Genomic DNA, 15,219 nt, shown 5'->3' on the forward strand with positions numbered 1-15,219 from the left:
ATCGCAGCGATTACGTTACCACGCCGACTTATTTGGCCGCTTGGTCAGTAGGGCTTCGTGCGTCTTGACGCACCCTACTAAACTGAGAAAAACGACCCCCGTCCCCTTTGAACCCTTCTGGGATCAGGTAGCCGTGATACGGCGATCAATGGATTTTGGGCGGAGGCTGGCCATGCAGGAACGCATACGGACAGGTTCTTCTTAGCGCTAGGGAAGGCGTTTAAAAATGTAAACTCCACGAAGGGCGCTGAAAAGGCGATGAAAAACATCTGGAAGCAAATTGAAAAGGGCGCATTTCAGTGAAAAGCCGCGTTACCGAAGTTTACGAACTAAATAAGATTACGGACGATCCCCGGTTTGAAGGGTTCGCCTTGGACGAGGCTCCATCCATGCTTGGGAGAGAGTCGTTGGATGAGGATCTGAGCCCTGGGTTCGGTGACGCTGAGGAGAACCCCAATTGGAAGCAGCCATCCTTGAAGGCGAAATGGAAGCCCCGGACGACCAGAGGACGTGTGACGGAATTTAATGACTATCCTTGCGTTAACATGGTTTTTCCAGCATTTAGCGATCGCGCGGTGGAGGCCTTGAAAGACTTTTTGGAGCCCAATGGGGAACTCCTTCCGATCAAGTCAAAGACGAAGACGCAGTTTTTCATCTACAACATCCTCAAGGTTTCCGATGCCCTCGATCGGAAGAATTCGGAGATGGAGTTTTGGTGTGATCCGCCGACAACGGCCGACGGGATTGATCATTTCGCCTTTCATGAGGCGAAACTTCAGCCACTTTCCATTTTCCGCATTCGAGAAGAACCGGTGATGGTTCTCGTGACGAACACGTTTGTCGATCGAGTCCATGAATGCGGCTTGCAGGGATTCAGCTTTCGCAAACTTTGGCCCCTACCGCGCGGCGTCGATTGGCAGTTGCTGCCCGAATTGGATGCGGATGGACGAAAAGACCTAAAGCAGGAAACGCTGGTTTTGCAGTTGCCCCTGCCCAGCAAAGGCAAAGCGGCTGCGGTTCTTCGGATTGCGAAGTTTGAAGACGAAATGGATGGAAAACTAGCCGCCAAACGGGTCAATTCGAAGTATTACGGATCCTATGAAGGGCACGAGCAAGTTAAGAATGTCTACCGAATGTTTTTCAGCACTCCCGATGCAGGCAAGCTCCTAAAATTTATTCGCGCAGAAATTGACGCCCTGCAATGGTCGCCTTCGATTGCGGCGTGTTTGCGGAACGGCCCCATGTACGCCGAAGATGCGCCGGAAAAAACGGTATTAATCGAACGGAAGTAATTGCCGTTGAGAAACGGCGATTGCCCAAGACTTGTATAGCATCCCGATGTCGAATTTTGGAGTAAATTTCCCTGTAGTTTCACCCGGAAAATCTGATCAACCTTAGCGTCCAGCATCTGGACGTGAAAACAATGACCCCCGTCCCCTTTTTCACGCCCAGGCCACTCGGTTCTCTGGCAAAAAGCGATGCCCCGACAAATAAAACTTGACCGCGAAAGTCTCCCGATGTTGACGAACCTGGACGATTCAACCGCCTCGGATTTGTGGCGTTGATCGAAATCTCCAAACGCATTCGTTGCCACGAAGACGTGGCAACGGCGCCCAGGCCTTGCGGAAATTCGATTCACGTTGTTCGGGGCTGTCGGCAAGGCTTTGGTTTTCGCCGGGTGTTTCTTGGCTGGCGGGTTTGGTGGAATTTGACAGAGCCTCTCTCGGCCCATTTTCAGGCTTGAAAAAGGCTGCGACATTGTTTAGGATATTATTAGTAAATAGTCATAGATTCTGCCCAGGGTGATGTCGGCCTTTGGGAGCAAAGTCTTTCTCGCTGTGATCGTTGGTCGGCTGGAGCAGCCGCTGCCGACCGGTGTTCTGCTGCGCGATGGTTGGTGGTTGTTGCGCGGCGGCAACATTGGTCTTTGGTGTTGGCTTGGGGAGAAAGGGGCACTGCTGGACAAGCCAGGCAGCGGCGCCCGGTCGGATGTCCAGATTGCCTAAGTTGCCCCTGGGTGGTAGGGGTAATTTGATCGAAAATTGAATCGTTGTCCGGTCCAACCTTTTGGGAACGACGAATGTCGAAATCCGAATGCTGAATGACGGAACGTTGGACGATGATCCGCGTTTTGGTCCAGTCCAACCTTTCGCACGAGAAAATACGGGGTTTCGGTTGGATCCAACCTTTGTCCTGTCCAACCTATTGGGAACGACGAATGTCGAAATCCGAAATCCGAATGCCGAATGACCGGATGGTTGGACGGTGATTCGCGTTTTGGTCCGGTCCAACCTTTCGCACGAGAAAATACGGGGTTTCGGTTGGGGCCAACCTTTGTCCTGTCCAGCCGGGGCTTCCTCATTGGGGATGGAGGTGGAGGCCGTATTCCCTCGGCTTGCGCACTTGGGCTAGAGCGGTTTCCTGCTAGCTGACCCATTTTGATTTTCCAACGATTGAAAGTGAAGACGGTGCTGCGCGGCACGTATCGACATCAGCGCACGGCGTTAGCCGCGGTTTTTGTCTCCAATTTTCCGTCGACAAAGAGTTCCTGTCAGAAACCGCGGCTAACGCCGTGCGGCTGATTTTGGGGGAGAAGCTAGACGACAGGGGATTCTTTGTTCAGCTTGCTGAAAAGTGCTCTAGTGTTGGATTGGTTCAACCGGTTGGTAGGAAAATGCAACGCAGTCCGGTCCGGTCCAACCTTTCGGTCTGGGCGGCGCTTCGTTTACGCGGCGGTGCGGCGGCGGACTTCGATGGGTTCGGCCGGGGTATCGCGGAGGATGCGATCGAGCATCTCGGCGCCTTCCCAGTCGCCGGCCATTTCGCGGAAGTAGCGCGTCCACTCGAGTAGTTGGCGGTGGTAGGCGGCGGCCTGCATGAGATAGCGGCGATCGTTGCGATGGAGCGCCATATGAATGGTTAGCAAGTTCAGGACGTCAGGGTCTTCAAAGTAGCTGGTGTGGACCAGTTCTTCTCCGGAGAGTTCGGAGTTGAATGCGGCGAGTCCGGCCATCAGCGTTTTTTGTCCGAGCAGGGTGCGCAACTTGGGGGCGATGTCTTTGGCTTTGGCGTTGGCGCGTTCGGTGATTCGTTGGGCGATGAAATAGGGGAGGGCCGGAATGACGTTGACCTCGGCGTCGCCGATCGGAGCGGTCGAGACGTTGCAAAGCTCGGCCGAAGGTCGGTTGTTGCCTTGCACGGCTTTGCTGACATATTGCCGGACGAAGTGGTTGAGCAGCGGCCGCACGATGTAGTTGAACGTGGGCGCGACGGTCCAGTAGTACGGAATCCAGAGGAAGCTGAGATAGTCGGAAACGAAGATCCGGTCGGCGGCGGTTACTTTGCCGACAAACGTGATGTCGAGATGCAGCGTCGTGCGCAGGCCGTTGATCGCTTCATCATCCGGCGACCAAACGCCGAGCCAGCAACAGCCGAACTCTTGCATCACGCATTTTTCGGCATGCAGCTCTTGCCGGATGCGTCGCGATTCGATCACCGGGCCAATAAAGAAGCTGGCCAATTGCGCGAAGACGAAAAACATTACCAGCACGCCGGCGATCGCCAACCAACCGAGTTGGTCGTACATCAAGTAGTCCATCAGGTTGACGTCGCGGCCCAGGATTTCGACTTGCGTTCTGGCGTAATGATCGGGATGGAACAGCGCACAATGGATGATGCGGAAGATCTGTTGCAGCGACGTTCGCGCATGGCTCAGGAAAAAGAGCCCGGCGATGATGTTGATTCCATTGGCGAGACTGATCGGATTGACGGTCCGGTGGCGAAGAAAGGGGGTGCCGACCGTCGACCAGGTGCGCAAGTGGTCTAACGGAATGCCGTCAACGCTCGCTTGCCGCAGCGCCATCCAAATGATTGAGCCGCCGTGACTATGACCGATCAGGTGATAGCCTTGGCCCGATTTTTCAAACTGCGCTAAGTAGTCGAGCAGCGCTTTCGCCCCTTTGAGACGCTCGCGTTCGTTGTTTTCGCCGGACCAATGAAACAGGCGGCCGTTGTCTTGCAGCGAGATTCCGGCGGGAAGTCGTTTTTCGAGTTCGCCCCAAACACCGCTTTTCCGCTGCCAGAAAGCTACGCCCTCTTCATGCTCGCTGCCGGCAAATGTGCCGTGCACCAGAATGACGACATCATCCTCTGACGTCGTAGAGGGGGAATAGACCTTGAGCTCGGACATGCAAGTAAGCCTGAGAAAACGCGACAGTCGGCACGCGAAGAAACGCCGCGAGAGATTAGAGGATGCTGGCAGGCGAATCAAGACGAATCCCAACCAATGAGCTGCAGGCAAGCTGGCGAAGCAAGCGAATCGGCATATGCAGGGGGAGGCATTTGATTTATGTCGCCGGGGTTTTAGGATTAGTCCGGGCGGATTGTAACGACCCTTGTGATGGGGTAGGTTAAACCGTGAAACGCCGGCGCCGGCAATGCATGCAGGCGCCCCCGCCTAAAGACAACGAATCGAATCCCGATCGAACAAAATCAACGGAGGAGCAACCATGGCTTATACGCTACCGGAATTGCCGTACGCTTACGACGCGCTGGAACCGTCGATCGACGCCAAGACGATGGAAATCCATCACACGAAGCATCATCAGGCCTATATCACCAAGGTCAATGACGCGATCAAAGGAACCGCACTGGAAAGCAAGACGATCGAAGAGCTTGTCTCTGATCTGTCGGCCGTGCCGGAAAACGTCCGTGGGGCGGTCCGCAACAACGGTGGCGGCCATGCGAATCACTCGCTATTCTGGACGATCATGAAGCCGAGCGGCGGTGGAACGCCGACCGGCGCACTGGCTGCGGCGATTGACGCCGAACTGGGCGGATTTGAGAAGTTCAAAGAAGCGTTCTCGGGCGCCGCGGCGACTCGCTTTGGTTCGGGTTGGGCCTGGTTGAGCGTTGACGGCGGCAAGTTGCTGGTCGAAAGCACGCCGAATCAAGACACGCCGTTGATGGAAGGTCGTACGCCGATCCTCGGTCTCGACGTTTGGGAACACGCCTACTATCTGAACTATCAGAACCGTCGTCCCGATTACGTTTCGGCGTTCTTTAACGTCATTAACTGGGACGAAGTGTCGAAGCTGTACGCCGCGGCGACCGCCTAGGTTGGCGGACTTATCGATATCGCTTTGAGAAGAGCCGCGCGCATGTTGCAGCGGCTCTTCTTTTGCTAGCGGCGAAGACTGATATTTCTGACCTTGACCTTAACGAAACGTCACCATACTCTCCGTGCCAAGCCGGCGCAAAATGCGCGGCAAACTTTTCCGATAAAACGGGTCGGAATGGCTAATGAGCCGCTCCTTTTGAGGTCGAAGCTAAAGTTTACAGGGAAGTCGCCGGTTCATTCGGCTGACGAATCATACAAATCACTCAGGGACGAGGCCGCAGACGAGCACAGGGAAGTGCTTTCTGGTGCGATGCCGCCTCACAAAGCCAAAGGCGCGTGAGCTATGCGAGTGCAAATCGAAAAGTGGACATTGAGTGCGGCGATGCTCGCCGCTGCCGTTCTACCGTCAGTCGGCTGCAAGAGCGGCATGAGCTGGTGGGCGAGCAAAAAAGGGCCTGACGTTTCGAACGTCGCTACTTCCCAGGCTCCTCCTTACAACGCGACCGCTTCGTCACCGTCATCAACTTCGACGCCGATGCCTAGTTCGTCGGCGATGGCTCGCAACTCCAACGGCAGCGTAACGCCCAACTACGCTGCGACCTCCGGAGCCCGCAGCGCTCCCACGTACAGCGGCGCCTATCCCAACATGAGTTCGCAGGCCGCTCCGCAGAATGGTTTTTACGCCGCTTCGCAGGGTCAAGCCTCGACGGGGTATCCGAGCAGCGCGTCGGCTGCGGCCGCTCAGTCCGGCTATCCGCAAGGCATGACCCAACCGGTTAGCAACCCGTACGCTTCGCAAGGGGCCGCGGCATATACCGCTTCGGCTGCGAGCGCTCCCGGCTATACGCAGCCGAGCACGTCGATGCCGAGCAGCTATGGACAGCCGAGCACTGGCGGTTATCCTTCGGCTTCCGCCAGCGGCGCGGTTCCGGCCAGCTATGCACCGTCAACCGGCAGCAGCTATCCGAGCACTAGCGGTTCGCAGTATCCTTCGACCGACAACGGTTACCCGAGCACCGGCGGATCGCAGTATCCTTCGACCGGCAGCGGTTATCCGAGCACCGGTGGTTCGCAGTATCCTTCGACCGGCAGCAGCTACCAAGGAGCTGGATCTTCGAGCTACAACAGCCCGGCTAGCTACCAATCGACTTCGGCCGGCGCCTCGTCGACCGGGGCGACTCCGCACTATCGCCCAGGCGGCACCAGCGACTATGCGACCAGCAGCTCGACGCCGACTAGCAACTATCCGCCGAGCACGTCGAACTACCCGAGCACTAGCGGTTCGACCTATCCGTCGGCCAGCACGAGCAGCCCGACCGTCGGCGGCGCTACCTCGGCCGGATCGCGTTACTCTGGCGGTTACTAATCGTTCGAGTCGATACAAAGCTTTCAAAGACCTCGCCTGATGCGAGGTCTTTTTTTGCGCGCGGAACCGTTTGTGGGGAAGGAAAGAGGAGAATATCGAATATTTGAAACTCTTTTCATCGGCCTGCCCGCAGGTAGAAGCTAAGTTTTCCTCACCGTCTTGCCGTTTCGCAGGGAGAAACCTTGCGCTAGGGCGATGCGAGCCCTTCTTGGTAGTTCGTCAACAAGCAGCTGATGCTCATTCTGGAGAGATACCCTATGTGCGATTCGCACCCCACTTCGCGTCGAGAGTTTGTGCAACGTGTAGGACTCGCGGTCGGCGCGGCTAGCTTGGGTGCGTATTCAACGCTCCAGGCCGCTGAACCGGCTGCTGCGATGGACCCCAGCGATGTCCTCGCCAAACTGGTTGCCGGCAATGAACGCTTCGCCAACGGTAAGACCAAGGTCACGCCGCGTACGCCGGCCGATTTCATGCGGGATGCAAAGGGTCAGGCGCCGCCAGCGATCATTCTGGCTTGTGCGGACTCGCGCGTTGCGCCGGAGCTGGTCTTTGATCAGCCGATCGGGGGGCTCTTTGTCTTGCGAGTTGCTGGCAATATCGTTGGCTCGGGCCCAACGCTGATGGGAAGCATCGAATATGCCGTCGCCGTGCTTGGTTCCAGCCTGATCATGGTTATGGGACATAGCAGCTGCGGCGCGTGCGAAGCGGCGATTGAGCATATCGAGAACAACGACTCACTACCGGGTTCGATTGAAGGCCTCGTCGACTACATCCGACCGGTCGTTCGCCAGGTGAAGGGAAAGCCGGGGGACAAGCTAGTGAATGTCACCAAAGCCAATGCGGTTCGGACTGCTCAGAGCCTGGAAACGAGCGGGCCGATTTTGCCGGAGCGCGTCAAATCGGGCGCTCTGAAGATCGTGAGCTCGTATTACGAACTCTCCAATGGCCAAGTCGAGTTGCTCAACAGCTAGAGCTGCTGCGGCCGAGACAACCCGTAGGCGCCAAGAAACAACCGCGGCGCCGAAGGGCAGTCCGGCGCCTGGTGATACTCTAGTCGTTCCGTATTCGCTTGCTGTTGCGACCCATTAGCGGGCGGCAGCACACGAACCAAATTCGAGAATCCGACACTTCAAGCCTTTGCTAGCAAGTTGCTGCAAAGCTTCTTCGGCGTCGACTCGCGTGTTGTAGACATCGTGGCGGTGCCAGAACATCTCTTTGGTGTCAAAGTATTGAACGCGAAAATGTCGCGGATCCCCCCCAGGCACGCTGACGGCGATCGTCGATTCTTGCCAATCCAGGCTCATGGTATTTCGCTCCGTTGTCCCCAAACTTACTGCGATGATATTTTCATCGAGTCAGAATGTAGTATCCATTAAGACAAAATGGGACAAGAGCGGTATTTCGTAGGTTCGCTGAATTACCAGCCGAGAACCATGTTGGACTCAATCGCTTTGCGGGCTTTGTCCAAATCAACGCCTGTCTCATTCATATATAAGCGAATAGCGTGGACTTTGTCCCCTTCGGCCTTGGAAAGACAGTCGCGAGCGACCAAACAAGGGTCGACACGTTGGTCGGTCAGGCCCAGGGCCGCTTTGGAGATCACCCAGCTATTGCGAGGCCGCTTGGTGAGTCGGATCACGTCGTCATTGGGGTAGTTATCGTTGACGACGACCTTGGCCTGCGTCTCGTCCTCGGCCCAGGTGATTAGGATGTGAGCGTTCGTCTCGATCTCGTACAGCGGCATGGCTGTCTCCTTTCCTCGAAAGAGCATTGGGGCCCGATAGAGCAGTTGGAAAGTAGGATGGCGCGCCGCGAGAAGAACGGCAAGCCGGGCACTCGCTGCCGTACGCCAGAATCGTTGTGCTGATCTTACGCTTTGACTCCCATCTCAGCAACGAAAATCAGGCCGGCCGCAGCGTCGTTCCCGGCTGTATTACCGCAAAAAAGGGACTTTGCTGCGGTTTCGCGGGACCGAATCGCACCTCTCCCATGGCCAGCGACGATGGCGAATGTTACGGTTGACGAAGCTGCAAAATCGGGAAAGAAATGCCGCCAGCCGCGTCAGACCCCGGCCTCGGCGAAAAGGATGAGCTGCTTGTGAAATCTCGCTTACCACTGCTGCGATATGTGATCTTGGCCGTTGTCGTTGCGGCGATTCTCTCTCAATTATTTCGGCCGGCGCTGGTTGCCCAATGGTATTGGGCTTCGGCGCTCGAGCAGTTGGAGGCCGGTGACAACGACGCCGCAGTCCGGCTTGGAGAAACAGCGCTCGATTGGAGCGGCGATTCTCCCGAGATGCATCTACGCATGGCCGAGCTCCTCTATCGCACCGGGCGAAAGGAGGAAGCGATCGCGTTGGTCGAGAAGTCCGAAGATTTCGCCGCAGACCAACTGACCTATCTCGAAATGGAAGGCTATCTCCTGTCGCGACTCGGACAGCACGAGAAAGCGTTGGCGCTGGCCGATACGCTGGTCGAGAAAGCGAATGCCGGCGAGTATCATTTGCATCGCGCTTTGAACGGTCGAGCCTACGCAACCGCGCTGGCCTGGTCCGACGGCGCCAATTTGCCGCAAGAGTCGCTTGACCGTGCGCTAGACGACATCAACAAAGCGATGAAGATCTATGGAGTCGAAGCTTCGTACCTGGATACGCGCGGCTATGTGAAGCATTTCGCCGGCGACAACGAAGGGGCGCTGAATGATCTCAATTCGGCGATTGAGTTATACGAAGCGTCGATTGCCAAAGTCGAACAGGAAAACGACGACTGGGGAACGATGAAACAGATGCGGCTGCAGCAGATGCGCGGCGCACTGGGCGTCCTCTATCATCATCGGGGCGAAACGTTGCAAGCGCTGGATCGCGACGACGACGCTTCCCAAGACATGCAACAAGCCGAGAAGCTAGGCTACGGTCGACAAGTCGGGCATTGGTAGCTCGCTGCGCCGCGGATCATCGGGACAACGCTTCCCGCGGAAATTCGTCGTGTGACGAAATTTCTACGCCGGGCTGTGCGAATTGCCTGGCGCCGTGATCGTCTCGTTCACGCCATGCAGATGCTCTAGGTCGCGAACTTCCAAGAGCAGCGTTTCGGCTTCGTCAATCGAGTCCGCTTCGGCGTCCGGGTCGATCTCCAGACAACTGAGAATGCGGGTCCCGTCGTGGTAAAAGTTGCAGTTGCGGCCGTTCGCTTTGGCGCGATAGAGCGCGGCGTCGGCACGAGCCAACAAGGTACGCGATTCGTCTTCTCCACGCACTTGTGCGAGTCCTCCGCTGATCGTTACGCCTAACTGCGCTTCGGCGCTGGTTCGTAGTCGCTCGGCGAAAATACAGGCGCCGTAAACATCGGTTGACGGCATCAACACGACAAACTCTTCACCGCCGTAGCGGGTGACGATGTCGGTCTCACGGACGCAGTTGTCGATCAAGTTCGACACTTCCACTAACACGCGGTCGCCGTGCAGATGGCCATGCTGATCGTTGACGCGTTTGAAGTGATCGACGTCAAAGATGCAGAGCGTGAACGTGAAATCGTACCGCGACTTCATCCCGATCATATTTTCCAGCGAGTCATCCAGCGCACGGCGATTGCTCAACCCGGTCAGCGCATCGGTGCGCGACTCGGTGAAGGTCATCAGCAAGTTGGCTTGTTGGCGAATCTCGTCATACGCGTTGGCGATCTGCGAAGAAAGCCGCATGGTGGGGCTAAGCATCTGCTCCGCTTCTTCACAGAGGTTTTGCCAGGCCTGGGTGTCTTGCGTATCGCTCAGTTCGTTAATGCGTTCTTTGAAATGCAGAATGCTGTTCTGGTGCGTCGCCAAGTTGCGGCGTACGTCGCGCGAAATGTCTTCGAGTTGACGAATCACCGCTTGGGCTCGTTTTACTTCGCGACGCGCGCGACTTTGTTCAGCGACAGCAGCGCTGGCGTTGCGCTTGCCCAAAAAGTAGCCGATCAGCGCAACTAGCGCCAATGCGACCGGAACCGGGATTCCGAGCATCCAGTTTTCCATTTCTCGAATCTCCTCTCGAGCTGCACTCTAGGCGATGGGGGGGGCAGTCTGGGGACACGGCTAGGCGTTGGTGCGATTTCCCACGCCCCGCATGCAGATTACTCCGAAAATTACCACGAATATGAAAACGTAGGTCCAGTCATTCGAGTCCATTTGCCCGATGAACTGTTCTACGTCTTTGAATGAAGTTAGGAGGTATTCGCGCATTTCGGAATTGCCGGCAGGATTTACGGAGCCGTTGTCTCTTCAAGGCAACTTTACGTCACAAATCAGGCGACGCGTAAAATGCAGCCGATCGTTGCAGAATCGTCGGCGGCTTGTATCGGTTGTAAGGATGGCGCCGGTTATCCTGAAGTTCACCGATAGCGCCGGCGCAAAAAACAAAGGCCGCTTTCAAGTGGAAAGCGGCCTAATGGAGAGATAAAGGTCTCGGCGGCGCCGCTGGTTAGCAACGGAACTGCCCCACCATTTTCTGAATCTTGTCGGCGACGCGCGTCAACTCGAGACTGACATTTCGCGTTTGCGCCGAGTCGTCGGCGGCGTCGTCGGCTGACTTCTTCACGCCGACGATGTTGCGGCTGACTTCGGTGCTGGCCTGCGTCGACTGCTCCAGGCTGACCGTTACGCCGCGGACATTGGTTGACGCATTCGACAGGTTGCGCGAAATCTCTTTCGTCGCGATGCTTTGCTCTTCGACCGCTGCGGCGATCGAGCGAGAGACGGAATCGACGTTTTGGATGACGCCCAGCACGCGGCCGATCGAGTCGACGGCGTTTTGCGACGAATCTTGAATTCGCGAGATCCGTTGGCGAATGTCTTCGGTCGCCGTCGCCGTCTGGCGCGCCAGGTCTTTCACTTCGGTCGCGACCACGGCGAACCCCTTTCCGGCGTCGCCGGCGCGAGCCGCCTCGATCGTCGCGTTGAGGGCTAACAAGTTGGTCTGCTCGGCGATTTCCTGGATGACTTCGGTTACTTTGCCGATTTCGATGGCAGCTTGACCGAGCGCCGAAACGGTCGTGTTGCTCGCTTCGACCAGTTGCGAAGCTTCCCGCGACGTGTTGGTCGCGTTCTCCGCATTGCGGGCAATTTCGACAATACTGGAGGTCATCTCTTCGACCGCGGCGGCGACCGACTCGATGGTGCGATTCATCTCGCTGGTGGTCGTGGAAATCGATTCCATGTTGACCGACATTTCTTCCGCTGCCGCCGCCACGCTGGTCGATTGACGTTGCGTGTTCTCGGCGCCTTCGGTCATGCGGCCTGACGTCGTTTGCAGCATCTGGGATGAATTGGAGAGCGTATGCGTGTCTCCCATCAGTTCGCGAACAATTTCTTGAATCTTGCTGACAAACAGGTTGAACGAACCGGCCAGACGTCCCAATTCGTCATGTTTGTTTTCCGGCAATCGCTGGGTCAGATCACCATCGCCTTGAGCGATTTCGTCCAGCATTTTGGTGGTCGCGATCAGCGGATTCAGGATCGAGCGAGCGATCAACCAACCGCAAACCAGCATGGCGACGATCGAAATGACGCCGAGCGTACAGAGCACCCAGATATTTTGAGCCGCTTCGGCGCGAATCTCCACGGCAGTCGCCAAAACGTTGTCTCGGGCGTCGTTTGCTTGGGCTCGTTTGAGGGCGATTCGCTCTTGTTTCGCTTCCAATTTGGCCCGCGTACGAGCAAGCGAAGCTTCCTGGGCTTCGGTCACGGCGTCTAGTCGGCCGCGGAAATCGCTGAAGGACGCCAAGCCGTAGCCATAGTCGCTGGCCTCGCGGACTTCGGCCTTCTGGTCTTCCTTTTCGGCGTCGGTAAATATCTTACGCGACGCTTCGGTCCAGAGCTTGAATTTGGCCATCAGCCCGTCGTAGACGACGCGGACTTCGGGGTCATTCATCCCTTCGGCGGCCAGACGGAGACGTTGGTCGGCTTGCTCGATGTTTTCTTCCTGCGTCGCTTTCGCTGTGGCGAATTGCTCTTCGTTGGAAGCGGCCAGGGCCATTTTCTCGGCAATAATCGCTTGATGAACGTCGCGATCGGCTTGCAGCATCAGTTCGATGCTTTCCTGCATTTGACGAAGTTCCGGCAGGTCTTTATTGATGACCGGCAGCATTTCATCTTCGATCAGCGGCGCAATCTCGTTGTCAATCAAGTGAACGAATTTCTCGTCAACAACGCGATCGAGTTGTCCCAGCAGATAGCTGGAAGTGCGCCATCCAAGGCCGGCGATAAACGCCAACGCCAAACAGCTGAGCGTTACTTGTACGATGATTTTTCGTTTGATGCTCATGAATCTTAGATCCCGGCTTAGAAAATAGTCTTTTCGATCTCTTGTTGTGGGGGGAGATGTGCAAACATAGGTTGATGTAATCGTGTATTAGGCAACTTGCGCTGACTATGCGGAACACCGTTAGACAGGGAGCAAGGGAAGTGTCGATTTTGACGGCAGTTTTTGAGGGAAAGCCTGTTAGGTAAAACCGCAGCCTGTAACTTGTTTATTGACGCCCAATCAACCCTGCTTGGATGTAAGCCGACCGACGCCGCTGCAGGTACGATGAAGCGTTGTAGAGAATGGAAATCGCGTCACGTTCACCTCTCTGCCGGCGACCATTGAAGTCATTCGCATGTCGACAGTTCGTTAGGAATCGGATCACGATCCCGCTTATGAATTTGTATCTTTCGATCCTTCGACCACTCCTGTTTCACTTGGATGCGGAGACGGCCCATCATGCGACGATTGCCGCTTGTCGGATCGCTGGCGCTATGCCGATGTCGCGGCGACTGATGCGTGCCTATTATGACTTCGCCGCTCCGCCTCTGGAAACGAATGTGGCGGGGCTTTCTTTTCTCAATCCCGTCGGACTCGCCGCCGGTTGGGACAAGAACGGACATGCTCTACGGCTACTGGATAGTTGGGGATTCGGTTTCGCCGAGATTGGATCGATATCGGCCGCTGCGTCGCCGGGAAATCGGCGACCGCGACTCTTTCGCTTGCCGCAGGATCGCGCCATCGTGGTGAACTATGGATTGCCTAACGACGGGGCTGAAGTGATCGCTCAGCGATTGGCGAAACATCGCATCCAATGTCCCTTGGGCGTCAACCTGGTGAAGACCAACCAGGGCCCCGACGCCGCCGCAAGTTCGGCCGAGGAAATCGTTGGCGACTATGTCAGCAGCGCTCGGGCCGTCCATCGGCAGGCCAGCTATTTGACGCTCAATCTCAGTTGTCCAAACGCTGTCGGCGGTAAAGATTTCTTTGCTCAACCCGGCGCTATTCGGCAGTTGCTGACGGCGCTGCAGCCGTTAGAGATCGCCTGTCCTCTCTTCTTGAAAGTGGCGCCCAATCCCGATCCGGCCGAGATTGAGCGTCTACTCGAAGAATGCGAACCGTTCGCCGCGGTTCGCGGATTTCTGTTCAATTTGCCGGTCGGTAAAGCGGCGTCACTGGCGCTGACGACGCCGCGCCAAGTTTGGGAAAAGATGCCAGGCGCCCTCGCTGGCCAGCCGGTCACGGCGATCAGCAATCAATGTATCGCAGAAATGTATCAACGCATGCCGCGCGATCGGTATGTCATCGTCGGGGGAGGGGGCGTCTTCTCGGCGGCGGACGCCTACGAAAAGATTGGACTCGGCGCATCGTTAATTCAGATCTACACGGCGTTGGTTTACGAAGGACCAGGCATTGTCAGCCGAATCAATCGCGGGCTATTGCAATTGCTGGCCGCCGATGGCTTTTCTCACATTGGCCAAGCGGTTGGAAGCGGCTGTCGTGCGGCTCTATAATGAACGGCTCCATTCCTCGTGCTGAGACGGAAGATGAAAAAACGATTGCTCGCCCTGATATTCGTCGGATTGATTGCAACGTCGCTCTTGGCGTCGGAACCGACGCAAGTGTTGATTGTGGTCGGTCCCAGTTCGCATCCTCCTGGATCGCATGAAGTCGCCGCTGGCGGCCGATTGTTGAAGTATTGCGTCGAGCAGAGCGGCGTTGGCGATATTCAAGCGGATATTGTTTACGAATGGCCTCAAGAGGAAGCATTGCTCGATCGAGCCAGTACGGTCGTCTTTTTGGGAGATACGTTTCCTCCGCAGCGGATGCCTGAGACGAAGAAAATCTTGACGCAGCTTGATGCGATGATGCAGCGCGGCTGCGGCATCGTCTGCATTCATTACGCGACGGGACTATGGGGCGAAGATGTAACGGCCGACGGCGATCACCCGTTGCTCGGTTGGCTAGGGGGATACTTCGCCAACGGCACTTGTCCGCATCACCAGGGGATCGCCAAAATTTTTCCGCAAGCGACGATCACGCCAGCCGCCGGCCAGCATCCGATTTTGCACGGTTGGAAGTCGTTCACGTTGCACGATGAACCGTACATCCTTAATTACTTTGGCGGTCCTCAGAATCGCCCGGCCGACAATGTCACGCCGATCGCGATATCAAAATTACCGCCGGAGAATCCGCACAACGAGATTGTCGCGTGGGCCGTTCAGCGCAAGGATAGCGGTCGCGGTTTTGCGATCGTCATGCCCCACTTCTACAAAAACTGGACCAACGATGACCTGCGCTGCTGCGTCTTGAACGGCATTGTGTGGACAGCGAAAGAAACCGTGCCGAACGACGGCGTGCAGGTGAAACTGCCGGAACTGACGCAGTTTGAGCCGGCCGCGGTCGAGTATGCGCCGCGCGCCAAACGACAACCGGCTGGCGCCAAGTAACCTGCGACGG

The 15,219-nt window shown here is 56.5% G+C and carries 13 protein-coding genes; 8 read left to right on the forward strand and 5 right to left on the reverse strand.

What is annotated here, in order from left to right:
• Positions 1-512 precede the first annotated feature (512 nt).
• Entirely contained in the window at positions 513-1,292 is a 780-nt protein-coding gene (locus M4951_RS04405) for a double-CXXCG motif protein (protein ID WP_262025267.1), read from the forward strand.
• Positions 1,293-1,802: 510 nt separating this feature from the next.
• The gene (locus M4951_RS04410; RefSeq protein WP_262025268.1) at positions 1,803-2,006 is read left to right on the forward strand and encodes a hypothetical protein; all 204 of its coding nucleotides are present in this window, start codon (positions 1,803-1,805) and stop codon (positions 2,004-2,006) included.
• 719 nt (positions 2,007-2,725) lie between these two features.
• Here the strand turns inward: M4951_RS04410 and M4951_RS04415 are convergent.
• Positions 2,726-4,189, reverse strand: coding sequence for a hypothetical protein (locus tag M4951_RS04415; protein WP_262025269.1), 1,464 nt, complete (start codon positions 4,187-4,189; stop codon positions 2,726-2,728).
• A gap of 319 nt (positions 4,190-4,508) precedes the next feature.
• On the opposite strand from M4951_RS04415, the gene M4951_RS04420 reads away from it, so the two are divergent.
• The 3 genes from M4951_RS04420 to M4951_RS04430 all read left to right on the forward strand — a co-directional run bounded on the left by M4951_RS04420 (position 4,509) and on the right by M4951_RS04430 (position 7,456).
• Positions 4,509-5,117 (forward strand): superoxide dismutase, encoded by a 609-nt coding sequence (locus M4951_RS04420; RefSeq protein ID WP_262025270.1) that lies wholly within the window; start codon positions 4,509-4,511, stop codon positions 5,115-5,117.
• A gap of 345 nt (positions 5,118-5,462) precedes the next feature.
• Positions 5,463-6,485, forward strand: a complete 1,023-nt coding sequence (locus M4951_RS04425) for a hypothetical protein (protein WP_262025271.1) — start codon at positions 5,463-5,465, stop codon at positions 6,483-6,485.
• A 257-nt stretch (positions 6,486-6,742) separates the two neighbouring features.
• Positions 6,743-7,456 (forward strand): carbonic anhydrase, encoded by a 714-nt coding sequence (locus M4951_RS04430; RefSeq protein ID WP_315985759.1) that lies wholly within the window; start codon positions 6,743-6,745, stop codon positions 7,454-7,456.
• A gap of 114 nt (positions 7,457-7,570) precedes the next feature.
• Here M4951_RS04430 and M4951_RS04435 read toward each other — a convergent pair whose 3' ends face one another.
• Positions 7,571-7,789 carry a hypothetical protein gene (locus M4951_RS04435; RefSeq protein ID WP_262025272.1) on the reverse strand — a complete coding sequence of 73 codons (219 nt, stop codon included), beginning with the start codon at positions 7,787-7,789 and terminating at the stop codon, positions 7,571-7,573.
• Between the two features lie 113 nt (positions 7,790-7,902).
• Complete coding sequence (locus M4951_RS04440) at positions 7,903-8,229, reverse strand: DUF6793 family protein (protein ID WP_262025273.1); 327 nt, start codon at positions 8,227-8,229, stop codon at positions 7,903-7,905.
• 353 nt (positions 8,230-8,582) lie between these two features.
• On the opposite strand from M4951_RS04440, the gene M4951_RS04445 reads away from it, so the two are divergent.
• Positions 8,583-9,419, forward strand: a complete 837-nt coding sequence (locus tag M4951_RS04445) for a tetratricopeptide repeat protein (protein ID WP_262025274.1) — start codon at positions 8,583-8,585, stop codon at positions 9,417-9,419.
• A gap of 63 nt (positions 9,420-9,482) precedes the next feature.
• On the opposite strand, the gene M4951_RS04450 is transcribed toward M4951_RS04445, so the two are convergent.
• Together M4951_RS04450 and M4951_RS04455 are read right to left on the reverse strand one after the other, a co-directional pair.
• Positions 9,483-10,493 (reverse strand): GGDEF domain-containing protein, encoded by a 1,011-nt coding sequence (locus M4951_RS04450; protein ID WP_262025275.1) that lies wholly within the window; start codon positions 10,491-10,493, stop codon positions 9,483-9,485.
• A gap of 445 nt (positions 10,494-10,938) precedes the next feature.
• Positions 10,939-12,780, reverse strand: a complete 1,842-nt coding sequence (locus M4951_RS04455; protein ID WP_262025276.1) for a methyl-accepting chemotaxis protein — start codon at positions 12,778-12,780, stop codon at positions 10,939-10,941.
• A 374-nt stretch (positions 12,781-13,154) separates the two neighbouring features.
• On the opposite strand from M4951_RS04455, the gene M4951_RS04460 reads away from it, so the two are divergent.
• Complete coding sequence (locus tag M4951_RS04460) at positions 13,155-14,273, forward strand: quinone-dependent dihydroorotate dehydrogenase (RefSeq protein ID WP_262025277.1); 1,119 nt, start codon at positions 13,155-13,157, stop codon at positions 14,271-14,273.
• A gap of 33 nt (positions 14,274-14,306) precedes the next feature.
• A complete protein-coding gene (locus M4951_RS04465) occupies positions 14,307-15,209 on the forward strand; it encodes a ThuA domain-containing protein (RefSeq protein WP_262025278.1) in 903 nt (300 codons plus the stop codon).
• The last annotated feature ends 10 nt before the right edge of the window (positions 15,210-15,219 follow it).

Source organism: Blastopirellula sp. J2-11, assembly GCF_024584705.1.
In the GTDB taxonomy this organism is placed as follows: Bacteria; Planctomycetota; Planctomycetia; order Pirellulales; family Pirellulaceae; genus Blastopirellula.